The organism is Virgisporangium ochraceum (genome assembly GCF_016863655.1).
In the GTDB taxonomy this organism is placed as follows: Bacteria; Actinomycetota; Actinomycetes; order Mycobacteriales; family Micromonosporaceae; genus Virgisporangium; species Virgisporangium ochraceum.
Genome location: NZ_BOPH01000127.1, coordinates 1 through 22261, shown reverse-complemented (window position 1 = coordinate 22261; position 22261 = coordinate 1). Strand labels below are relative to the sequence as shown.

Genomic DNA, 22261 nt, shown 5'->3' with positions numbered 1-22261 from the left:
GTGGGCTCCGGTGGACAGTGGGTGCGCTGTCCACAGGGGTCAGGCGGTGCGGCGGAGGGCGGCAAGCCCCAGGAGGATCTCCACGTCAGGCTCGTCGCCCGCCTCGAGCATGGACAGGGCCTCGTCGACGGTGAATCCGGCCGCCGCCCACAGGGCCGCTTCCAGGTGCGGGGCACGCTCGGCGACGGGGGTCCACGCCCGCCAGGCGCGGAAGTGCGGCTCGGCGTCCCAGGTGGAGTACTGTCGCCCCTCGCGGAACGTGGCCAGCAGGTCGGTACCGGCGTGTTCGAGCCAGGTCAGGAGCCCGGTCCAGCCGGTGGGGTACCGGGCGCCGTGGACCCGCATCTCCTCCTGGAGCCGGGCCACCGGCGCCCACAGCTTCGTCACACCCAGCCGGCTCAGCGTCAGCACCACCCCGTACGGGACCGGTGGGCGGCCCACCGCGTAGCGCAGCGCGAAGCGCAGGTCGGCGTCGGGGGCCCCGACGTACGCCAGGAGCCCGGCCGGGTCGTCGACGCCCAGGCGGTGCAGCTCCGCCCAGTTGCCGAGGTGCGGGGTAACGTCGTGACCGGCGGCGCGCACGACGCGGATGAACGCCTCGGCGTCCCAGGCGGGCGGAACCCGGACGCGCGACATGGCCGCCGTGGCGTACGTCAGCGCCTCGACGTCCCAGGCGAGCACGCCCACCTGGGTGGGGGTGAACCACCGGGAGAGCTCCGCCGTGACCGCGGGCCGCCGGTAGCCCAGCCGGCGGAAGGCCAGGTAGGTGACGGGGTTCTGCCGCAGCGGCGCCGTCCGGCGCCACAGCGCCCGCAGCCCGGCGGCGGGCGAGACCAGTTCGGGGAGGCCCCACAGCAGCGTGGCCCAGGGCCCGAGACGGCGCCAGGTGTGGAACCTCGGCCGGCGGCGCCGCACCAGGAAATGGGTGACCACGGCGCCCGCCGCGACCGCGGCCACCAGCGCGAACAGTGGCCGGGCCCGGTCGGACAGCGTCAGCTGGAGGACCGCGACCAGCAGCGCCAGCACCGCCCCGTCCACGGGCGGGCGGCGGTCGCGCAGCACCCCGTCCAGGAAGATCCAGAGGAAACCGAGCAGCAGGAGCCCGACGACCGTCATCGGGACGCATTGTAGGTAACCGTGTCCGCGTCGAGGTCGCGCACGCTGTCGCGTCCGAGCAGGGTCATGATCGTGACGATCTCGTCGCGGAGGAGGTCGAGCACGGCTCCCACGCCGATCTCGCCGGCCACGACCAGGCCGTGGAACGCGAGCCGGCCGAGCAGCACCACGTCGGCGCCGAGCGCGAGCGCCTTCACGACGTCAGAGCCGCGCCGGATCCCGCCGTCGAAGGAGATCCGCGTCCGGTCGCCGACCGCGGCGGCGATGGCGGGGAGGGCGTCGAGCGCGGCCGGCACGCCGTCGAGTTGGCGGCCGCCGTGGTTGGAGACGCCGATCGCGCCGGCTCCGGCGTCGAGCGCGGCACGGGCGTCGTCGACGGTGAGGATGCCCTTGGCGAGCCACGGCAGCCCGGCGTCGCTCAGGAGCGTGCCCACGGTGTCCCAGTCCCAGCCGGGGCGGTGCGTGCCGAAGAGCGAGGCGAACGTCGCCGCGTCGCCCGGGTAGTTACCGCCCACAGTGGACTGTGGGGGCGTGAAGCCGTTGCGCAGGTTGCGCTCCCGCCACCCGCCGACGGGGCAGTCGCAGGTCACCACGACCGCGTCGAACCCGGCGGCGACGAAGCGGTCGAGCAGGCGGCGGAACGTGTCCGTCGACCCGGTCGGGTGCAGCTGGCCGAACCGGACGGCCGTCGGCGCCTCGGCCCGCAGCGTCTCCAGAGAGAACGAGCCGGCCTCCGGCGCCATGCTGGCGATGCCGGCGCGGGCGCAGGCCCGGGCGACCGCGGTCTGCCCGTCGGGGTGGAACAGGCGGTCGGCGCCGAGGGGACCGGCGATGACGGGCATCGACAGGTCGACTCCCAGGAACGTGGTGTCCAGCCGCGGGGTGCCGTGCCCGCGCAGCACCCGGGGACGGAAGGCCCACTCGTCGAACGCGGCGGTGTTGCGGGCGAGCGTCCATTCGTCGCCGGCACCGCCCTCGAGGTAGTCGCGGACCTCGGGTGCGAGGGCGGCCCGGGCGGCGGCCGTGATCTGGGGGAGAGTCGACAGGGTCATGCCGGCGTTACGCGACACGGGGCCGACCGGTTCTCCGGGACCGGGCCCACACCGGTCCTGACGCGACGGGCCGCGCGCGCGACAGGCCCGCGACAGACGGATGTCAGCCGGCCCGCGCACCGTATGCCCATGCGTACGTTGGAGGAGCGCTTCGCCGGTGGCGACCCGCTCGCGGTCCGGGAAGCCTACGAACAGTTCCAGCCGTCGCTGATCGGTGTCGCGCACAGTGTCCTCAACAACCGTGACCTGGCCGCCGACGCCGTGCAGACGGCATTCCTCAACGCCTGGCGGGCGGCCGGGCGCTACGACCCGGAGCGACCGCTGGAGCCGTGGCTGCGCACGATCACCCGGCGGGCCGCGATCGACGCGTACCGGTCCCGCCGCGAGGGGGTCGGCCGCAGGACGCCGGAGCCGGTCGACGACGGCGCCGACGAGCACGCCATCCGGCGGTGGCGGGTGCGCACGGTCCGCGCGGCCGTCGAGCGGCTGCCGGAGAACGAGCGCGAGCTGGTCGACCTGGCGCACCTGCGCGAGCTGAGCCACCGCGAGGTGTCCGACCGGCTCGGTATCCCGATCGGCACGGTGAAGTCGCGGCTGCGCCGGGCGCACCGCCGCCTCGCCGAGGAGCTCGCCGGCGTGTGAGCCCGTGGTTGACTGGCCGGCATGCTGCCCTGGGGAACCGACCTCGCCGGTCGACTCGACCGCACCACGATCGTCTCCGAGCTCCTCCGCGGGAACCCGCTCGGCGACCCGCACGAGCGGCCGGTCTGGGTCTACCTGCCGCCCGGCTACGACGACGGCGACGACCGCTACCCGACGGTCTACGTGATCCAGGGCTACACCGGCCACGTCACCATGTGGGCGAACCGCACCCCGTTCCGGCAGCCGTACCTGGAGACCGCCGACGCGTTGTTCGCCTCCGGCGGGGCGCCGGGCTGCGTCGTGGTCTACGTCGACGCGTGGACCGCGTACGGCGGCTCGCAGTTCGTCGACTCGCCCGGCACCGGGCGGTACCACTCGTACCTGTGCGACGAGGTGGTGCCGTGGGTCGACGCGCGCTACCGCACGATCCCGGCCGCCGCGTCGCGGGCGGTCACGGGCAAGTCCTCGGGCGGGTTCGGCGCGATGATCACGCCGATGCTGCGTCCGGACCTGTTCGGCGCGCTGGCCACGCACGCCGGCGACAGCCTGTACGAGCTGTGCTACGTCCCCGAGTTCGGCACGGCGGCGCGGCTGCTGCGCGACTACGACCACGACATCGCGCGGTGGTGGCGCGACTTCCGGTCGCGCACCGCGTTCACGAAGGAGGCCGACGGCACTCTGCTGGGCGTGCTCGGCGTCGCGGCCTGCTTCTCGGCGGACGGGGACGGCGTGCCGGTGCTGCCGTTCGACCCGCGCACCGGCGAGCTGCGGCCCGAGGTCTGGGACCGGTGGCTGGCGTGGGACCCGGTGCGCATGGTCGACCGGTACGCCGACGCGCTGCGGTCGCTGCGGGCGATCTGGATCGACGCGGGCACCCGGGACGACTACTTCCTCGACCTGGGCGCGGAGGCGTTCCGCGCCGGGCTCGACCGCGTCGGCGTGCCGGCCGACCGGGTCCATTTCGAGCTGTTCGACGCGACCCACGCCGCCATCGACTACCGCTACCCGATGGCGCTGGGCTGGCTGGCGCAGCGCCTGGCGCGCTGACCGGAACTGCCGGCTGGCGGTATATGCCGATGGCCGGTACATTGAGCGCATGGCGATGCAGGAGCCGACGTTCTTCATCCTCACGGCGCTCGCGGAGGAGCCCCGCCACGGCTACGGGGTGATCCAGGCTGTCGAGAGCCTCTCCGACGGCCGGATCAGGCTGCGGCCCGGCACCCTGTACGCCGCGCTCGACCGGCTCGCCGCCGACGGTCTCGTCGCCCTGCACCGGGAGGAGGCCGTCGACGGGCGGCTGCGCCGGTACTACCGGCTCACCGAGCGGGGCGTCACCGGTCTCGCCGCGGAGGTCGAGCGGTTACGCACCAACGCCGCGATCGCCGCGGCCCGGATCCGTCCGACGGTGGCCCGACCCGCGATCGAGCCGGCCTGATGGGCACCGACCGCCTCGCCGGGGCGGTCAGCTGGGAGGCGTACGGTCGCCCAGCCCCTTGACGCTGCCGCGGGTCTTCTTCTCGCTCGACCACGCGAAGCACCGCACCCAGCGGTCGCCGTTGCTCCAGTCCTTGGGATCGAGGCCCCACGGGATGTAGCCCATCCGCATCCCGTCGACGGTGCCGCCGAGATAGCCGGCCACCACGTCCCAGCACCGGTCGAACGTCCCCTCGCGCTTGTCGGCGGCGGGCGCGGTGGTGCCGGGGACCTTGAACGAGCCGGCGAACTCGACGTCGTGCGGCTGCGCGCAGTCGACCGGGGTCAGGTCCTCCCAGTCGTCCTCGGTGAGGCCGATGACGTCGGTGCACCGGTGGGCCACCGCCGCCGGTCCGGTGAGCGCGTTGCGCAGCGACCCGCTGCGCTGGACCACCAGCCCGGGAAGGACGGTCTTCGTCTCCACGACCTGGCACGCGAACCAGCGGGCGCCGACGTCCCACTGCGGAGGCGTCGGCACGAACACACTGAGGTACAGCCGGGCGGCGTGCCAGTCCCCACCGAGGAACGCCTTCGACTGCGTCTCGCACGTGTCGAACGCCGCCCAGTAGTGGCGGTGGCCGAGCGCGGGCCGCTCGCTGACCTCGGCCGGCAGCTCATCGACGTGGAAGGTCTCCGCGGTGTGGGTGCCTTCGCACGGGACCGGCCTGTACCAGTTCGGCGGGTAGGAGTTCTGTGCGACGTCCGCACCGTTGTAGCACCGGCCCACCTCGGGCACGCGCACCCGGGGATCGGCCATCGTGGCCCAGTCGTCGGACAGGTTGCCGTCTCCGGGGGTCCCGGCGCACGCCGACCCGCCGAAGAGCACCAGCACGGCGAGCGACGTCGACGCGATCGCCCGGGTCACGGCGTTCAACTCGGTGGGGTCCTGTCTCCCAGGCCCTTGGCGCTGCCGCGGGTCTTCTTCTCGCTCGACCAGGCGAAGCACCGCACCCAGCGGTCACCGCGCTTCCAGTCGGTGGGGTCCATTCCCCAGGGGATGTAGCCCATCCGCATCCCGTCGACGGTGCCGCCGAGGTAGCGGGCCACCACGTTCCAGCATTCTTCGAGCGTCGTCTTCCGCTGGTCGCCGGTGGGTGCCGTGGTGCCGGGGATCTTGAACGCACCGGCGAACTCGGCGTCGTGCGGCTGGGCGCAGTCGACCGACGTCATGTCCTTCCAGCTCTTCTCGGTGAGGCCGACGACGGTGGTGCACCCGTAGCCGACGGCCGCGGCGCCGGTGAGCGCGCCGCGCAGCGACGCGGTGCGCGGCACCGCGATCGAGTCGACGACGCTCTCGGTCTCCATGAGCTGGCACGCGTACCAGCGGGCGCCGGCCTCCCACTGCTGCGTGGTCGGCACGAACACGGTGAGGTAGAGCCGCGCGGCGTACCAGTCGCCGCCGAGGAACGTCTTCGACTGCGTCTCGCACGCGTCATGGGCCGCCCAGTAGTCGCGCTCGCCGATCCCCGGCTGGACGCCCACCGTGTCCGGCAACTGTCCGACGTGGAAGGTCTCCGCGGTGTGCCGCTCGGTGCAGGAGACCGGGCGGAACCAGCTCGGCGTGTACGCGTCACGTCCCCGGCTCGACACGGTGTAGCACTTCCCGGCCTCGGGAACGCGGACCGCGGCGTCGGTCATCATGGCCCAGTCGTCGGACAGGTTGCCGTCTCCCGCCGACACGCCGCATGCCGTTCCCCCGAGCAGCACGAGCACGGCGAGCGACATCGATGCGATCCCCCGCTTCACGCTACGTATCGTGGGGGAGCGTGGCCGCTCCGGCGATGGCCTACCCGCCCGTTCGTGCCGGCCGTACCGACACGATCAGGCTCCACCGTTCGGTCGGCCTCCCGTGGACCCCCTGGTCAGGGACCGGGGTGGCGGCGCGGCGTCGTCGCGGCGCGCAGCGGGTCCACCGGTCCCGACAGCGGATCGACGGCCGCGAGCGGCCCGACCGCGGCCGGATCGACGGCCGCGCGGGGCTCGGCCACCGCGGGGACGACGGGTGGCGGCCGTGGCGGCGGTTCGAGGACGGGCAGCGGCGGCAGGTACACCTGCGCGTCGACGCTCGCGGCCAGGATCATCGCGGCCGCCAGCGCCGTCGGCCGCTGGGCCGGGTCCTTGTCGAGGCAGGCGTGACAGGTGTCGGCGGCCTCCGACGGCAGCGCGTCGATCGCCGGCAGCGGGATCGGCGGCGTCTCGAGGTGGGCGCGCAGAAGGCCGTCGTCGGTGGACTCGTTCCACGGGATGAGCCCGGTGAGCGTCAGGTAGAGCAGGACCCCGAGCCCGTAGAGGTCGGCCTCCGGTGCGACCGGGTGCCCGTCCAACCGCTCGGGTGCGATGTAGGCCGGCGTGCCGAGCACGAGGCCGTCGGGTGACCGGTCGACCTCGCCGACGCGCGCCGCGATCCCGAAGTCGAGGAGCTTCGCGCCGGTGGGGGTGAGGACGACGTTCGCGGGCTTGATGTCGCGGTGCACGATGCCCTGGCTGTGCGCGGCCGCGAGCCCGGCGGCGACCTCCGCGCAGACCCGCACCGCGAACGTCGGGTGCAGCGGCCCCTGCCGCAGGTAGTCGCTGAGCAGTGGACCCTGGACCCGCTCCATCACCAGGTAGGCGGCGCCCTGCCGGCTGCGGCGGGTGGTGCCGAAGTCGTACACGGCGGCCACGTTCGGGTGGGCGATGCGGGCGGCGCAGCGCGCCTCGTTGCGGGCCCGCGCGAACGCCTCGGGGTCGGCGACGTGCTCGGCCGTGAGCAGCTTCACCGCGACCGTGCGGTCGAGCACGTCGTCGTGTGCCTGCCAGACCGGTGCCATGCCGCCCGAGCCGATCGGCTCGGTGAGCCGGTAGCGGCCGCTCAGAACGCGCATGATCTCACCCGCCCAGGATTCCACAGCCCGGCGCCAGCCGCCGGAATGAGGGGCAGGCACCCGCCGCTCGGGTTTGCGATCATCGATATGGTTCGTGAATCCATTTAGTCCCTTTGGAGGTTTTCATCGTGCTTCGTAGGCTCGTAACGTCACTGACGTCCGTCGTGGCGGTGACCGCCGTCCTGACCCTGCTGCTCGGTGGCGCCGCCCGGGCGACCGTGCCGCCCGGGTTCGGGGTCGACCCGGTGTCCCGGTCGTCGGCCGGCGCGGACGTCAGGGTCACCGACGTCACGGTCGAGCCGAACACGGGTTTCGACCGGGTGGTGTTCACGATGGAGGGGACCGACACGTTCGGGTACTACGCCGGATACGTGCCGGGCTTCTGGAAGACCAACGACCAGCAGGTCGTGGTCGAGGGCAGCACGTTCCTCGAGGTGCAGGTGCGCGGGACGCGCAACTGGGTCGACCCGTCGGTGCGGGTCACGCTGACGCCGCACCTGCCGGCGCTGCTGCAGCTGAAGTACGTCGAGGAGAACGAGGGTGAGGCCCGGTACGGGCTCGGCCTGGCCGTCGCCAACGGCTTCCGGGTGTCGACCCTGACCTCCCCGCCCCGGCTGGTCGTGGACATCGCGCACTAGTTCGTTGCCTACCGCACCTTCTCAGGTTCCGCAGAAGGTGCGGTAGGCGCCGAAGTCCGGCGGTGCCGGCGCGGCGTAGCGGTCGAGGCCGGGACGGACGTCGAACGGCCGCGACACAGCTTCCACGAGCCGCTCCAGCGGCCCGAGGTCGTCATCGTCGGTCGCGGCGGCCAGCGCCTCCTCGACCAGGTGGTTGCGCGGCACGTACACCGGGTTGACCCGGTCCATCGCCGCGGTGTCGGGACCGACGGCCCGCCACCGCTCCCGCCACTCCCCGAACGCCGCGACGTCGACGAAGTGGACGCTCGCGTCCGCTGCGGACAGGTCGCGGAAGAACGACGTGAAGTCGACCCGGCTGTCGCGCAGCAGCGTCAGCAGGTCGTCGACGAGCCCCGGGTCGTCGAACCCGGCGGGCAGGCCGAGCTTGGCGTGCATGCCGGCCGAGAACGCCTCCCCGTACAGCCGGCGGTACCCGCCGAGCGACTCCACCGCGAGCTCGACCGCCCGGTCCTGGTCGGGATCGACGAGCGGCAGCAGCGCCTCGGCCAGCCGCGCCAGGTTCCACTCGGCCACCACCGGCTGGTTGCCGTACGCGTACCGGCCACCGTGGTCGATCGAGCTGTACACCGCCGCCGGGTCGAACGCGTCCATGAACGCGCACGGCCCGTAGTCGATCGTCTCGCCGGAGATCGTCATGTTGTCGGTGTTCATGACGCCGTGCACGAACCCGACGAGCATCCAGCGCGCCACCAGCGACGCCTGCGCCGCGACGACCGCCTCGAACAGCGCCCGGTACGGGTTGGCGGCCCCGGCCGCGTCGGGGTGGTGCCGGGCGATCGCGTGGTCGGCGACCTTGCGGAGGAGGTCGACGTCGCCGGTCAGCTGGGCGAACTGGAACGTGCCGACCCGCAGGTGGCTGCTGGCGACCCGGGCGAGCACCGCGCCGGGCAACGGCGTCTCCCGGTACACCGTGGCGCCGGTGGCGACCACCGCGAGCGAGCGGGTGGTGGGGATGCCGAGGCCGGACATGGCCCGGCTGATGACGTACTCCCGCAGCATCGGGCCGACCGCGGCCAGTCCGTCTCCGCCCCGGGCGAACGGGGTGCGCCCGGATCCCTTGAGGTGCAGGTCGCGTATCCGGCCCGCCGTGTCTGTGATCTCGCCGAGGAGCAGCGCCCGCCCGTCGCCGAGGCGCGGCGAGAACCCGCCGAACTGGTGCCCCGAGTACGCCTGCGCCACGGGCGTGGCCCCTTCCGGCACGGCGTTCCCGGTGAGGAACCGCACGCCGTCGGGGGTGCGCAGCCAGGCGGCGTCGAGCCCGAGGTCGGCGGCGAGCCGCTCGTCGAGGACGAGCAGCCGCGGGTCGGGGAACTCCTCCGCCTTCCAGGGGACGGCCAGCTCGGAGAGCTCACGCGCGAACCGGTTGTCGAGGGCGATGGTCGCGGTACTCACTTCACCCAGGCTACGTCGCGCCCGTGACACCGCACCCCGGGTGGGCCCGAGGCATGGACCGGCGCATCGGGGGTAGCGGGGTGGGATGCCGTTGCGCCGTCCGCTCTCGGAGTCCGTGGTCGTCGTCACCGGCGCGTCCGGGGGCATCGGTGCGGCCACCTCGCTCGCCCTGGCCGCACGGGGCGCCACCGTCGTCCTCGCCGCCCGGCGGGCGGACGCCCTCCACGAGGTCGTCCGGCGGGCCGGTGACGCGCGGACCCTCGTCGTGCCGACCGACGTCGCCGACCCGGCCGCCGTGTCCGCGCTCGCGGACAGAACCACGGAGGAGTTCGGACGCGTCGACGCCTGGGTGAACAACGCCGGCGTCGGGCTGTACGCCGGGCTGGCCGGCGCACCCCTCGACGAGGTCCGCCGGGTCATCGACGTGAACCTGCTCGGTTACCTGTACGGCGTGCGGGCGGCCCTGCCCGGGCTGCGCGCCGCCGGCGGCGGGGTGATCGTCAACGTGGCGTCCGTGTTGAGCGAGGTCACGGTGCCGTTCATGGGCGCCTACAACCTCACCAAGCACGCGGTGCGCGGGCTGTCCGACACGCTGCGGCAGGAGCTGGCCCGGGACGGGGTGTCGGTCTGCGGCGTGCTGCCGGCCTCGATCGACACGCCGTTCTACCGCAACGCGGGCAACCGGTCGGGGCGGGAGGTGCGTCCGATGCCGCCGGTCTATCCGCCGCGGACCGTGGCCCGCGCGATCGTCCGGGTGATCGACCGGCCGCGGCGCCAGGTGTACGCCGGTCCGCTCGGGCACGCTCTCGCGGTCCAGATGCGGTTGACGCCGGCGCCGGTCGAGCGGGTCCTCGCCTGGTACGGACGCCGCGCCGCGCTCACCGCGACCCCGGCCGCGCCCACGTCGGGCAACCTCTTCGCGCCGGGCGGGTGGCCGGCCGAGGTCGACGGCGGCTTCCACGGCCGGGCTCGCACGCTCGCGCGCACCGCCGCCGGGCTCTCGGCCGCGGCGGCGCTCGCGCTGGTCGCGGCGCAGAAGCTGAGGGGACGCACGTGAGGGTCCGAGCCCCTGTTCCGGCGGGCCGGTGAGGGGTTAGAACCCGTCGCCGAGCGGGCAGGGTGGGGTCGTGGCGACAACGACCCGGCTGATCAACACCACTCCGGACCGCGTGTTCACCGTCCTGGCCGACGGCTGGACCTACAGCGACTGGGTGGTGGGCACGGCCCACATCCGCAACGTCGACGACGGGTACCCGGCCATCGGCCGGGAGATCCACCACAAGGCCGGCCCGTGGCCGGTGTCGTTGAAGGACCGCACGACGGTGCTGGAGTGCGAGCCCGCCCGGATGCTGCTGCTGAAGCTGCGCCTGTGGCCCCTGGGCGCCGGCGAGGTGCGGTTCACCCTCGAACCGGTGGGCGCGGCGGCCACCCGGGTCACGATGGTCGAGCAGTTCACCGAGGGGCCGCTGCTGGGGCTGCGCAACAAGCTCAACGACGTGGTCCTGCACCACCGCAACCGGGAGTCGCTGCGGCGCCTGGCCGACATCGCCGTCAACCGGGAGCGGGCGAACTCGCCCCGGTGAGCCGGTCGGCGCGGCGCAGCGCGACCGCGACCGGCACCGCCGACACCACGATCAGGGCGCCGGCCACCCACAGGGTCGCGCGGACACCCACGAGCGAGCCCAGGACGCCGCCGAGCAGCGCGCCGAGCGGGAACACGCCCATGATCAGGAACCGCATCGTCGCGGCGACGCGGCCCAGCAGCTCTGGTGGACAGCGGCGCTGCCGCAGCGTCACGTTGGTGATGGCGTACACGATCTGACCCAGTTCCCCTGCCGCCATGCCGACCACGAGCAGCGCTACGCCCCACCCGGGGCGGGCCAGCGGCACCAGCAGCCCCACGGGACCGGTCACCGCGAGCGACAGCCACACGATCCGCGCCTCGCCGACGAGCCGGGCGAGGCGGGGCGTCAGCGCGGCACCGGCCATGACGGTCACCGAGCCGGCCGCGACCACCAGCCCGACCCCGGCCGCCGTCAGCCCCAGGTCGCGCACCATGAACACCACGCTCACCGCCGACGCGACCGCGAACGACAGGTTGCCCAGCCCACTGGTGACGGCGGTCGCGCGGATGACCCGGTCGCCGAGGACGAAGCGCAGACCGTCGCCGATCCGGGTACGCAGCGGCACCCGGCCGGCCGGGTGCGGGGGAGCGGGCTCCGGCGTCCGGATGGCCAGCAGCGACGCCGCCGACACCGCGAACGTCACCGCCTGCAGCATCAGCACGTTGGCGGCACCGGCGAGCGCGACCAGCGAGCCGCCGAGGCCGGGACCGAGGACCTGCCCGCCGGCGCGCATCGCCTCCATCGCCGAGTTGGCCGACAGCAGCCGCTCGTTGCCGGTGACCGTGGGCAGGTAGCTCTGGTAGCCGATGTCGAAGAACACCCGGGCGGCGCCGACGAGCAGCGACACCACGAGCAGCTGGGTCATGGTCAGCCAACCCAGCCAGGCGGCAACGGGGACGGTCGCCAGCAGCAGGGCCCGCACGACATCGCTGGCGATCAGGACGGGCCGGCGGCGCATCCGGTCCAGCCAGGCGCCGGCCTGGAGCCCGATGAGCGCGAACGCCAGGGTGCCGGCGGCATTGAGCACCCCGAGCTGGAACGGCGACGCGTGGAGCGTGAGTACCGCGAGCAGCGGGACGGCGACGCCGCTGACCTGGGTACCGAGCTGGCTTGTGGTCTGCCCGACGAGCAGGAACCGGAAATCGCGACGGAGCAAGAGACTCTCCCTGGCCGGTGGGTCTGTAACCCCACCCCGCCAGCCGGAGAAGCGTCGCTAGGGGAGGGGTACGTTACCCGCCCTCGCCGTCGCGGGCAAGCCCGCGCAGCGCCCCGAGGTACCGGCGGGCCGCCAACCGCTGGACCACCGGGGTCACCGGCCCGCCGAGGCGCGGCAGCAGCGTGACCGGCCGGGAGAACGCCCGCACCCGGGCCCGCACCTCGCCGTCGCCGGTCAGCCGCACGGCGAACAGCTCCTCGCCGCTGAACGGGTGGCCGGGCAGCGAGCCGTACCCGAAGCCGCGGTGGTCGGGCTCGTCGACCGTGTAGACCACCCGGCAGGGGATCCGGACCGGGCCGAGCCGCACGACCACCACCACGCCCGGCGCCGCCCGTGCCGCCGACACCCGGACGAGCCGCAGGCCGGCCCGCTGGTGCATCCGCCACGTGAACAGGCCCTCGACGGCGCGCTCGAACGCGGCGCGGCCGTGGCCGATCCGCCGCTCGACGTCGAGGTGGTCGTAGCCGGCCGGCAGCGCGGTGTCACGGGTCGCGCCGGGACCGTCGTAGGTGGGTCCCGGCGCTCCCATGAACATCAGCCCTTCCTGCCCTGCGTCGCCACGCCCTCGATGAAGTACCGCTGGCCGAGGCTGAACAGCAGCAGCATCGGCAGGGTGACGATCAACGAGGCCACCATGACGTACTGGTAGTCGCCCTGCCCACCCGCGGTGGGGCTGTACTTCGTCATCGCGAACGCGATGCCCAGCGGGGCGGTGAAGCTGTCGATCGACTCGCCGTTCAGGTAGATCAGCGCGCCCTGGAAGTTGTTCCAGGCGGCCTGGAACTCGAACAGGAACACGATGATGAACGACGGGATCGACAGCGGCATCGCGATCTTCCAGAACAGGCCCCAGTAGCTCGCGCCGTCCATGCGGGCCGCCTCGAACAGCTCCCGCGGCAGGCCGAGGTAGAACTGCCGCTGCAGGAAGATGTAGAACGCCGAGCCGAACAGGTTGGCGCCGAACAGCGGCACCCACGTGCCGAGGAACCCGGTCTCCTTCCAGATCAGGTACGTCGGGATCATCGTCACCGACGCCGGCAGCATCATCGTGCCGAGCACCAGCCCGAACAGGATGTTGCGACCGGGAAAGCGGAAGTACGCGAACCCGAACGCCACGATCGAGCTGGAGATCGACACGGCGGTCGCGGCCAGCAGCGCGATCGCGACGCTGTTGAACATCCAGGAGACCAGCGGGAGCTCGTCCCACACCCGGGAGTAGTTCTCCCACTGGAACGTGTCGGGCCAGAGGCTGTTGTCGAAGACCTGGCTCTTCGGCTTGAGGCTCGCCGCGATGAGCCACACCAGCGGGTACAGGAACAGCACCGCGAAACCGACCAGCAGGACCCGCAGCGCGATCTGGCCGGCCGACCACCTGCGCGGCCGCCGCGGCCGACGCGCGTGCTCGGTGGGTGCGGCGCCGGTGGCGTCGGCCAGGGCCGGCGCGACGGGTGGCGCGGAACCGGAGCTGGAGCCGATCGCCGTCATTTCCGCTCCCCCTCGTAGTACACGAACCGGTTCCCGACCTTCACCTGGATGACGGTGAGGATCATCAGGATGACGAACAGCAGCCAGGCCATCGCCGCGGCGAACCCGAAGTTGAACTGCTGGAACGCCTGCTGGAACAGGTACACCGCGTAGAACAGCGACTCCTGCGGCGCGGTGTTGTTCTGGTCGCGCCAGAACAGCAGGTACGCCTGGTCGAACACCTGGAACGCGGCGATCGTCAGGATGATGACGTTGAAGAACAACGCACCCGAGATCATCGGCAGGGTGATGTTGAGGAACCGCCGCACCGGCCCGGCGCCGTCGAGCTCGGCCACCTCGTACAGGTCCTTGGGGACGTTCTTCAGCGCGGCCAGGAAGATGACCATCGTGCCGCTGACGCCCCACAGGGCCATGAGGACGATCGACGGCTTGACCCAGGCCGGGTCGACGAGCCACTGCGGGCCGTCGATGCCGAGGAAGCGCAGGCCCTGGTTGATCGCGCCGGTGTTGCCGTTGAGCAGCAGCAGGAAGACCGAGGCGGTGGCGACCGCGGGCGTCATCTTGGGCAGGTAGTAGACGGTGCGGAAGAACCCGGCGCCGCGGGTGGCGCGGTCGAGCAGCATCGCCAGGAACAACGCGAAGACGATCTCGAGCGGAACGGCCAGCACCGCGTAGAACAGCGTGTTCTTCAGCGACGTGGTGACCCGCTCGTTCTCGAACAGCTCCTTGTAGTTGTCGACGCCCGCCGGTCGGATGATGTTGGTGGCGAGGTTGTAGTCGCTGAACGAGATGACCAGGCTGTAGATCATCGTGCCGGCGGTGAAGATCAGGAAGCCGACGATCCACGGCGAGATGAAGAGGTAACCGGCGATCGCCTCCCGCCGGTTGTACTTGGTGGGCTTCAGGCCCTCGGTGGTGACGGTGTCCTGCGCCATCGGCGGACCTCCATGGGGGAGGAAGGGCGAGCCCCCACCCTCGGTGGGGACCCGCCGATCGACATGCGGTGTGTCAGCCGCCGGTGACGTTCTTGTAGGCGTTCATCGCGTTCTTCTGGGCGTCGGCCAGCGCGTCCTTGGGGGACTTGCTGCCCAGCAGCGCCGCGGTGAACGCGTTCGTGAGCTCCTGCTTCATCTGCTGACCGGCGGGCGTCGCGCCGACGCTCTTCCCGGCTCCGGCGATCTCGTAGTACGTCGAGATCACCTGGTCGAACCCGGCGTTGCCGCTCGGCTTGACGAACTTGTCGCGGATGGCCTTGTCGGGGCCGGGCGAGCCGGTGAACAGGCCGGTGTTGATCGACCCGGGCTTGCCCTGCAGCGTCGTGTTCCGGGCCTCGGCGGCCGCGTTCCACGAGCCGTCGTCGGTGAGCGCCAGCGCCCACTTGCAGCCGGCACTCGGGTTCTTCGCCTTGGTGGGCACGACGAACGAGGTGCCGTAAGCGGCGGTGATCGGCTTGCCGCTCTTGTCCTTGAACGGCACCGCGGCGAGCTTCAGCTTGGTGGCGTAGGGCGAGAGCACGTTCGGGTACCACTGGGCGGCCACCTGCGCGCCGACCTGGTTCTGCACGAACTGGTTCTTCTCGCCGAACGTGTCGAACGTGTCGGTGAAGCTCTTGTACTTCGCGAACCCGCCCTGAGCGTCGGTGATCTTCTTCAGCAGTTCCAGGCCGTAGACGTTCGACGGGTCGTCGAGGGTCGGCTGGCCGTTGTCGCCGATGAGCTTGCCGCCGAGGCCGACGGTCCACAGGTAGGTCTGCCCGGTGGCCTGCGGGTCGAAGCCGAGTGTCGCCGGCACGTCGCCGTTGGCCTTGTACATCTTCTGGATCGCCGACAGGAGCTTGTCGGGGTTCGACGTGTCGATGTCGGCGTCGGTCACGCCGGCCGCGTCCATGACGGTCTTGTTCAGGATGATCGCCGGCGGCTGGTAGAACTGCGGGACGGCCCAGACCTGGTCCTTGTAGGTCACGTCGCCGACGACCGACTCGTACCAGCGCTGCTTCGGGGTCACGTTGTTCGCCGTGAAGCACTTGTCGAGGGTCTGGATGAGGCCCTGCGCGGCGTAGGTGGCGACGAACTCGCGGTCCATCTGCACGACGTCGGGGACGTCGTCGCTGGCCAGCCGCGTGGTGAACTTCTGGGCGTCGAAGTTCGTCTGGTCGATCTCGATCTTGACGCCGCTCAGCTGCTTGGCGGCGTACTCGAGCCGTGCCTTGCCGACGTCGTCGGCGTTGTTGAAGCCCCAGGCCTTCAACGTGCCCGACACGTTCGCGTCGAAGGTTCCGGCGTTGGCGCCGGTGCCTTCGTCGTCTCCACCGCAGCCGGTGCTGACGAGCAGTGCAAAGGTGACGCCTGCGGCGACTAACGCCGCTCGCCTCTTCTTCATGAGGGGTTCCCTTTCGGCGGCGTACGGGGGTCGGCGGTGATCCCGTCCATGGCCAGAGCAGACATGGAATCCGTACCAGGCCGAACCGTATCCGTGGTTCACGCGGGGCACAAGTGCTGAGCATTGCTGTTAGGTATCAGCGCAGGTCAGCGCGTTATTGGGCTTGTGAATCAGGGCGCAGAAGGGTTGGATCGGGTATGACAACGTTGCCACATCCGGAGGCTCACGCGTCCACGATCCTCGAAATCTGCTGGTCGGCTCTACCCACACCGACGTCACTTACACCGGTGCGCCGACCGGAGCCGTCGCGACCGGTCCCGATCTGATCGACGGTGGCGATTGCGTGCCACCATCGGACCGTGATCCTGGCGGGTGCGGTGTGGCGCGGTCTCGGCCCGGGCTCGCCGTGGGCGGTGCGCTGCTGGTCGGGTCGGCGTACTGGCTGACCGTCAGCGTCGGGCCAACGCCGGCGGCGGCCCCGTTCTGGTTCGTGGTCGCCGGGCTGGCGCTGCTGGTGGCCGCGGTGCGCGTGGTGCAGGGTGGCACCCACCCCGGGCCGACGCGCGGCCGGCTGTCGCGGCCCCGGCCGGTGTCGCTGCTGGCCATGGCCGGCTGCCTGACCGGCGTCGAGGTGGCCATCTGGCGGATGCCCGACGGGGCACCGGGCGCGGCGACCGGATCCGCGTGGCCGGCGGCGCTGGTCGGTTTCGGCCTGTCCGGCCTCGGCTTCGCGTTCCTGGCCATGCGGCTCGACACCGCGCGCGGCCCCGGCCGGGCACCCGAGGCGCTGATCGCCGTGGTCGTCTCGGCGGCCCTCCTCCTGGCGACGCACGTGGCGGTGAACCGCTGGGCGCGCGAGCGGGCCGCGGACACCCGCGTCGACGGAACTCCACTGCGCACGGTCGACGTCGCGGCGACGCCCGCGCAGCGGTGGTCGGTGCGCCTGCGGGGCGAGGTCGTCGAGGGTGCGACGGTGCCGGTGGTGTGGACAGGCGCCGGCGTCGAGGGCCTGGACCCGTCGACCGGCCAACGGCGGTGGTGGGCCGGGTACGACGACCGGCGGGTCGTCGGCGTCGGCGCCTGGAGGGACCGCGTGGTCGTCCGGTGGGAGGTGCACCCGACGACCGCCGCGGGCCCGGTGACCCACCTCCGCACGCTGATCGACGCGGCGAGCGGCCGGGTGCTCGCCGAGACGACGCGGGCCCGCGACACGTTCGTCGGCGACCGGGTGCGGCACCTGCCGGACGGATGCGACGAGGCCGACCGGGTGGTCGGGTCCGGGCTGCTGGTCTGCGGGTCGCGGGTGCGGCGGATCGACGCCACCGGTCGTCCACTGTGGACGGCCGACGCGGTGCCCGGCGTCGTCGCCCACGAGGGGCCGGACGGCGTGCTGCTGGCGTCCTACGGGCTCGGCGTCGCGGCGGTGGATCCCGACTCCGGCACCGTCCGCTGGCGCTCCGACCGGCGGCTCGACGACCTCGTCGGCGTCACCGACGGCGTGGTCGTGTGGCGTGACGGTTCCGGGGCCGGCACGGTGCGGCTCTCCGGCGTCGACCTGCGCTCCGGCGGTCCACTGTGGACCCGCGACACCGGCCTGGAGCCCCGGGTGCCGGGCCGCGCCGCGCGGGCCGCGGCCGTGGCAGGGCACGGCCACGTCGACATCGTCCACAGTGGAGCGCGTGACCGTCCGGCGGTGACCCGGCTGTCCGCCCGCGACGGCGCGGTGACCGGACCGGTCCTGCAGCTCGACCTCCGGACCGGCCGCGAAAGCGCGCCGGCACCCGCCGGGACCCTGCTCCTCCTGGACTCCGGCGGATCCGACCCCCGCCTGGTGGCGGTCGCGTAGGCCATGTCCCGCGAACGACCCGGGTCTACTCCGCGGTGCGACGCAGCTGCCCGGGTGCCATGCGTTCCGAGGGCAGCGTCGCGTCGGAGGAGTCGCGGTCGGGTTCGGTGCCGCGGCGGCCCTTCGCGGCGCGGGGAAGGTCCGACACCTCGAACGGGCCGTTCTCCGGCAGGTCCCACTCGATGAGGTCGACCTCGGTCACGCCCGCCTCCGAGACGCGGAACGTGCGGAGCTGGCTCGGCCCGAAGTCGGCCTCGATCACGCGGCCGGCGACGGGGAGCTCGATGCGTGCCCGGCCCGGGCGTCCGGTGGTCTCGACCGCGCGCACGATCAGGTCCGCGCCGTCCTCGTGGGTCTTCACCGCGGTGACCATCACCGCGCCGCCGCCGTCGGACAGGTAGCTCTGCTCCGCCGGCAGGGGACCGGGGTGGAAGCTCTCCAGCATCGCCCGCACCGGCCCGCCCAGCTCGGCGGCCCGCCGGTGCAGGTTCGCGGTGCGCCGGTCGCCCGCGTGCGGCACCAGCAGGTAGCGGAACTGCTGGACCCCCTGGTCCTGGAAGGAGTAGAAGCCGTCGGGGTCGAGCTGGCGGGGGTCGTGCCAGGAGTAGACCGGGCTGCGCACCGCCGTGATGCCGATGCTCGGCGAGTCGCCGCCGGGTGTGCCGGCCGAGACGTCGTAGCCGTGCTTGGCGTTGTTCACCACCGCGAGGCCCCGCCCGGAGCCGCTGATGTCGACCCACGACTGGGCCGGGTTCTCGCCGCCGTCCACCGGCTGCTCGATGGCGCCGAACGGGATCTCGTAGGTCGCCACCGGGTTCTCGACGGCCACCGGGAAGCACAGCTTGAGCAGGTGCGCCTTCTCGCGCCAGTCGAGCGTCACGCGGACCTCGACGTGGTCGGCGGTGTGGCCGAGGATGAGCTCCTCGACCAGCGTCGACCGGCCCCACTCGCGCTCGACCCGCAGCCGCGCCCGCAGTGGCCCGCTCTCGCGCAGCACGATCCGGGTGACCCGCATCGGCGCGCCCGGCCACCGGTAGGAGACGACCCGGTGCCCCCACGTGTCGGTGGGGTCCGCGCAGATCTGCGTGTGCTCGCCGCGGGCGCCGGCGACGAGGTCGACGCCGGTGCGCTTGTCGAGCAACGACGACAGCCAGCCGGTCGCCGGGTCGACCTCCACGCGGAGGATGTCGTTCTCCAGCACGGTCTCCGAGGCGCGCAGCGCGCTCTCCACCGGAGCGGGCCCGGACCGCAGCCGGTAGAGGCGGTAGCCGAGCGCCGGCAGCGCGGCCTCGAACACGGTGGCGCCGCGACCGCGGTCGTCGGTGGTCGCCACCGACTGGGTGCGCTGCGACGGGGTGACCGCGCCGGCGGCGTCGACCACGTGCACGCCGGTGGGCTGGGTGCCGTACTGCAGCTCGACCTGCGCGGTGACCGGCCACGGGTGCGGGTTGAACACCAGCACCGGCTGGGTGCCCGCCTCCAGCGGGACGTCCACGTGCCGGGCGATCACGTTGTGGGTGCGCGTGATGATCCGCTTGGCGACCGCGACCGCCTCACCGAGCTGGTCGCGCGCGTCGTCGTAGGCCGACTCGATCGCCGACCCGGGCAGCACGTCGTGGAACTGGTTGAACAGGATCTGCTGCCACGCGCGTCCCAGCTCGTCTGTTGCCCGTGGCTGCCCGAAGAGCGCGGTGCCGACGGCGGCCCAGCGCTCGGCGGACAGCACCGCCGCCTGCGCCCGGCGCTGCCAGAGCTTGACCCCGGAGTGCGCCGAGTAGCAGCCGGGCGCGTGCATCTGCAGGTCGTCGCGCCAGACCGGGAGCCGGTCGAGGCCCTCCTCGCCGAGCTTCTTCGCCAGCTCGTCGAAGTAGCGGTTGGGTGAGGAGATCACCATGCGGCCGAACGAGCCCATGCGGTCGTAGCGGTGGATCGACTCGATGTTGGCGCGCGTGGGTCCGCCGCCGTGGTTGCCGACGCCGAAGTAGACCATCATGTCGCCGAGGGTGCGGTCGGCGGCGCCGAGCGCCTTGTCGGTCTGGCCGGAGACGTCGCCGGGCGGGCTGCAGTACTCGTGCGGGATCCGGTACGCGAGCACCCGCGAGCCGTCGGGGGACTCCCACCAGAACGCGGTGTGCGGCAACGCGCTCTCGTGCGGACCGGGACGCATGAAGCAGTACGCGTGCATGCCCTGCCCGCGCAGGATCTGCGGCAGCATCCCGTGGTGGCCGAACGGGTCCACGTTCATGCCGACGGTGGCGGTGACGCCGAACTTCTCCTTCAGGTACCGCTGGGCGTACAGGCCCTGCCGCACGAACGACTCGCCCGAGGGCAGGTTGCAGTCGGGCTCGACCCACCAGCCGCCGACGAACACCCACCGGCCCTCGGCCACCCGCTGGCGGATGCGCTCGAACAGCTCGGGGTCGGACTCCTCGACCCAGGTCAGCAGCACGATCTGGTTGCAGGTGAAGACGAAGTCGGGGTACTCGTCCATGCGGTGGATCGCCGACCAGAACGTCGCGCGGGCCTCCTGGTAGCCCTCCTGCCACGGCCACAGCCACACCGGGTCGAGGTGGGCGTTGCCGATCATGTGCAGCGTGCGGTCGGGGGTCGCGGCCGGCCGGCCCGTCTCCGGCCGGTCCTTCGGCTGGTCTCCCGACGGGGCGTTGCTGAGCGGAGCCTTCATGCTGTCGGTTCCTCGTTCGCTGCCCAGGCGTCCACCTGCTCGCTGATCACGTGAAGCATCAGCGTATGCATCTCCTGGATCCGGGGGGTGCTCTTCGAGGGGACCAGCAGCGCCCGGTCGGCGTGCACGCGGGCCGGTCCGCCGTCGCCGCCGGCGAACAGGAGCGTCGTCGCGCCCCGGGACTGCGCGGCGGCCAGCCCCGCGACGACGTTCGGGGAGCGGCCGGAGGTGGTGAACGCGACGACCACGTCGCCGGGCCGGGCGAGCGCCTCGACCTGCCGCGCGAACACGTCCTCGTAGGAGTAGTCGTTCGCGACGCAGGTGAGCACGCTGGTGTCGGTGCTCAGCGTCACCGCGGGCAGCGGGCGCCGGTCGCGTTTGTAGTGCCCGATCAGCTCGCCGGTGAAGTGCTGGGCGTCGGCGGCGCTGCCCCCGTTGCCGAACGTGTACACGGTGCCGCCGGAGGCGTAGGTGTCGGAGATCAGGTGGCCGACCGACCGGATGTCCTCCGCCAGGGCCGTCATCGCCTCGGCGACGGCGACGTGCTCGTCCAGGTGGGTCTCGAGCCAGTCAGGCATGTTCGGGTTCTCCAGGGTGGTGCGTGGTGTGTCTTCGAGCAGGTCGTAGGCGACCGTCGCGGCGCCGACGACGCCGACCAGGTCGCCGAGCCCGGCCAGCGCGACGCGGGCGGCACGGCCGGCCGGTCCCATCGCCTCGCGGGCCACCTGGTCGCGTACGGGGTCGAGCAGCAGGTCGCCGGCGCGGGTCACGCCGCCGCCGAGGACCACCAGGTCGGGCTCGAACACGTTGACCAGGTCGGTCACGGCCGTCCCGAGGAGGTCGACGGTCTCGTTCCACACGGCGCCGGCGATCGGGTCACCGGCGGCCGCGGCCGCGGAGACGTCCGCGGCGGTCAGGCTCTGCAGACCACGGAGGGACGAGGACGCGCGTGGCTCCGCCTCCATTGCCTCGCGGGCGCGGTCGGCGATCGAGGTGCCGGACGCGTAGGCCTCGATGCAGCCGCGGCGGCCGCAGCTGCACCGGCGCCCACCACGGCGGACCGTCAGGTGCCCGAACTCGCCGCCGTTGCCCGCGGCGCCGCGCATGAGCTTCCCGTCGACCACCGCGCCGCCGCCGATTCCGGTGGAGACGGTGAGGTACAGCATCGTGCGGATGCCCCGGCCGGCGCCGAACCGGTGCTCGGCGAGCGCGGCGGCGGTGGCGTCGTTCTCCAGGACGGCCGGCACCCCGAACTCCTCGGCGGCCAGCGGGCCGATCGGCACGTCGATCCAGCCGGGCAGGTGCGGCGGGCACTGGAGCAGCCCGGCCGGCGCGTCGAGCGGTCCACCGCAACCGATGCCGACGGCCCGGACCGCGCCGAGCCCGGCTCCGGCGATCGCGCGGCGGCCCATGTCGAACAGCTGCCGGACCGCCACCCGCCAGTCGCCACGGCTGGTCGGCTCGACGATGAGCCCGCGCACGGAGCCGTCCGGGCTGACGACGCCGACCGCGAGCTTCGTGCCACCGATGTCGAGGCCGAGCACAGGACCCGGGTAGCGGGCCGTGCGTGAGGTCATTCGTGCCCCTCCGGTCGGTCGGCCCCGTGTGGGAACGATTCCAGGTCGAAGCCTAGAAAACGCGTCCGATCCGCGTCAAGCTCAGCGGCGTCGCCACCAGTGCCCGCACCGGAGACGCGGGGTGGTGGGCCCGGGCGGGCAGGGCGTGGGTGGGCAGGGCGTGGGTGGGCAGGGCGTGGGTGGGCAGGGCGTGGGTGGGCAGGGCGTGGGTGG

At 72.7% G+C, this 22261-nt stretch carries 20 protein-coding genes; 7 read left to right on the top strand and 13 right to left on the bottom strand.

Annotated elements, in window-relative coordinates:
- Window positions 1-39: 39 nt before the first annotated feature.
- A complete protein-coding gene (locus Voc01_RS44320; RefSeq protein ID WP_203933769.1) occupies window positions 40-1116 on the bottom strand; it encodes a hypothetical protein in 1077 nt (358 codons plus the stop codon).
- Complete coding sequence (locus Voc01_RS44315) at window positions 1113-2186, bottom strand: alpha-hydroxy acid oxidase (protein WP_203933768.1); 1074 nt, start codon at window positions 2184-2186, stop codon at window positions 1113-1115. The genes Voc01_RS44320 and Voc01_RS44315 overlap by 4 nt, the downstream gene beginning before the upstream one ends.
- 111 nt (window positions 2187-2297) lie before the next feature.
- Here Voc01_RS44315 and Voc01_RS44310 point away from each other — a divergent pair, with 111 nt between their 5' ends.
- Genes Voc01_RS44310 through Voc01_RS44300 form a run of 3 tightly spaced genes read left to right on the top strand, consistent with a single transcriptional unit; the run spans window position 2298 to window position 4245 of the window.
- Entirely contained in the window at window positions 2298-2810 is a 513-nt protein-coding gene (locus Voc01_RS44310) for an RNA polymerase sigma factor (RefSeq protein ID WP_203933767.1), read from the top strand.
- 21 nt (window positions 2811-2831) lie between these two features.
- The gene (locus Voc01_RS44305) at window positions 2832-3857 is read left to right on the top strand and encodes an alpha/beta hydrolase (protein ID WP_203933766.1); all 1026 of its coding nucleotides are present in this window, start codon (window positions 2832-2834) and stop codon (window positions 3855-3857) included.
- A 55-nt stretch (window positions 3858-3912) separates the two neighbouring features.
- A complete protein-coding gene (locus tag Voc01_RS44300; protein ID WP_203933778.1) occupies window positions 3913-4245 on the top strand; it encodes a PadR family transcriptional regulator in 333 nt (110 codons plus the stop codon).
- Window positions 4246-4272: 27 nt separating this feature from the next.
- Here the strand turns inward: Voc01_RS44300 and Voc01_RS44295 are convergent, their stop codons facing one another.
- The 3 genes from Voc01_RS44295 to Voc01_RS44285 all read right to left on the bottom strand — a co-directional run bounded on the left by Voc01_RS44295 (window position 4273) and on the right by Voc01_RS44285 (window position 7147).
- Complete coding sequence (locus Voc01_RS44295; RefSeq protein WP_203933765.1) at window positions 4273-5148, bottom strand: septum formation family protein; 876 nt, start codon at window positions 5146-5148, stop codon at window positions 4273-4275.
- Window positions 5149-5153: 5 nt separating this feature from the next.
- A complete protein-coding gene (locus tag Voc01_RS44290) occupies window positions 5154-6029 on the bottom strand; it encodes a septum formation family protein (protein WP_203933764.1) in 876 nt (291 codons plus the stop codon).
- A gap of 116 nt (window positions 6030-6145) precedes the next feature.
- Window positions 6146-7147: a serine/threonine-protein kinase gene (locus Voc01_RS44285; protein WP_203933763.1), complete on the bottom strand. Its 1002-nt coding sequence runs from the start codon at window positions 7145-7147 to the stop codon at window positions 6146-6148.
- A 128-nt stretch (window positions 7148-7275) separates the two neighbouring features.
- Between Voc01_RS44285 and Voc01_RS44280 the strand changes: the two genes are divergently transcribed.
- On the top strand, window positions 7276-7785 hold the full coding sequence (locus Voc01_RS44280; protein WP_203933762.1) for an AMIN-like domain-containing (lipo)protein: 510 nt from the start codon (window positions 7276-7278) through the stop codon (window positions 7783-7785).
- 21 nt (window positions 7786-7806) lie between these two features.
- Here Voc01_RS44280 and Voc01_RS44275 read toward each other — a convergent pair whose 3' ends face one another.
- Window positions 7807-9237, bottom strand: coding sequence for a protein adenylyltransferase SelO (locus Voc01_RS44275; RefSeq protein ID WP_239160927.1), 1431 nt, complete (start codon window positions 9235-9237; stop codon window positions 7807-7809).
- An 85-nt stretch (window positions 9238-9322) separates the two neighbouring features.
- On the opposite strand from Voc01_RS44275, the gene Voc01_RS44270 reads away from it, so the two are divergent.
- Window positions 9323-10294, top strand: a complete 972-nt coding sequence (locus Voc01_RS44270; RefSeq protein ID WP_203933760.1) for an SDR family oxidoreductase — start codon at window positions 9323-9325, stop codon at window positions 10292-10294.
- Between the two features lie 70 nt (window positions 10295-10364).
- Window positions 10365-10820, top strand: coding sequence for an SRPBCC family protein (locus tag Voc01_RS44265; protein ID WP_203933759.1), 456 nt, complete (start codon window positions 10365-10367; stop codon window positions 10818-10820).
- Here Voc01_RS44265 and Voc01_RS44260 read toward each other — a convergent pair.
- From Voc01_RS44260 to Voc01_RS44240, 5 genes are all read right to left on the bottom strand, one after another.
- Window positions 10789-12018: an MFS transporter gene (locus tag Voc01_RS44260; protein ID WP_203933758.1), complete on the bottom strand. Its 1230-nt coding sequence runs from the start codon at window positions 12016-12018 to the stop codon at window positions 10789-10791. The genes Voc01_RS44265 and Voc01_RS44260 overlap by 32 nt on opposite strands.
- Window positions 12019-12091: 73 nt before the next feature.
- A complete protein-coding gene (locus Voc01_RS44255) occupies window positions 12092-12613 on the bottom strand; it encodes a DUF1990 domain-containing protein (protein ID WP_239160926.1) in 522 nt (173 codons plus the stop codon).
- Window positions 12613-13563 (bottom strand): carbohydrate ABC transporter permease, encoded by a 951-nt coding sequence (locus Voc01_RS44250; protein ID WP_203933757.1) that lies wholly within the window; start codon window positions 13561-13563, stop codon window positions 12613-12615. Before Voc01_RS44250 ends, Voc01_RS44255 begins: the two co-directional genes overlap by 1 nt.
- Window positions 13560-14498, bottom strand: coding sequence for a carbohydrate ABC transporter permease (locus Voc01_RS44245; protein WP_203933756.1), 939 nt, complete (start codon window positions 14496-14498; stop codon window positions 13560-13562). The genes Voc01_RS44250 and Voc01_RS44245 overlap by 4 nt, the downstream gene beginning before the upstream one ends.
- Before the next feature lie 73 nt (window positions 14499-14571).
- A complete protein-coding gene (locus Voc01_RS44240) occupies window positions 14572-15942 on the bottom strand; it encodes an ABC transporter substrate-binding protein (RefSeq protein WP_203933755.1) in 1371 nt (456 codons plus the stop codon).
- Between the two features lie 379 nt (window positions 15943-16321).
- Between Voc01_RS44240 and Voc01_RS44235 the strand changes: the two genes are divergently transcribed.
- On the top strand, window positions 16322-17788 hold the full coding sequence (locus Voc01_RS44235) for a PQQ-binding-like beta-propeller repeat protein (RefSeq protein ID WP_203933754.1): 1467 nt from the start codon (window positions 16322-16324) through the stop codon (window positions 17786-17788).
- 25 nt (window positions 17789-17813) lie between these two features.
- On the opposite strand, the gene Voc01_RS44230 is transcribed toward Voc01_RS44235, so the two are convergent.
- Together Voc01_RS44230 and Voc01_RS44225 are read right to left on the bottom strand one after the other, a co-directional pair.
- Window positions 17814-20471 carry an alpha-mannosidase gene (locus Voc01_RS44230; RefSeq protein WP_203933753.1) on the bottom strand — a complete coding sequence of 886 codons (2658 nt, stop codon included), beginning with the start codon at window positions 20469-20471 and terminating at the stop codon, window positions 17814-17816.
- On the bottom strand, window positions 20468-22048 hold the full coding sequence (locus tag Voc01_RS44225; RefSeq protein WP_203933752.1) for an ROK family protein: 1581 nt from the start codon (window positions 22046-22048) through the stop codon (window positions 20468-20470). Before Voc01_RS44225 ends, Voc01_RS44230 begins: the two co-directional genes overlap by 4 nt.
- Window positions 22049-22261: the final 213 nt, after the last annotated feature.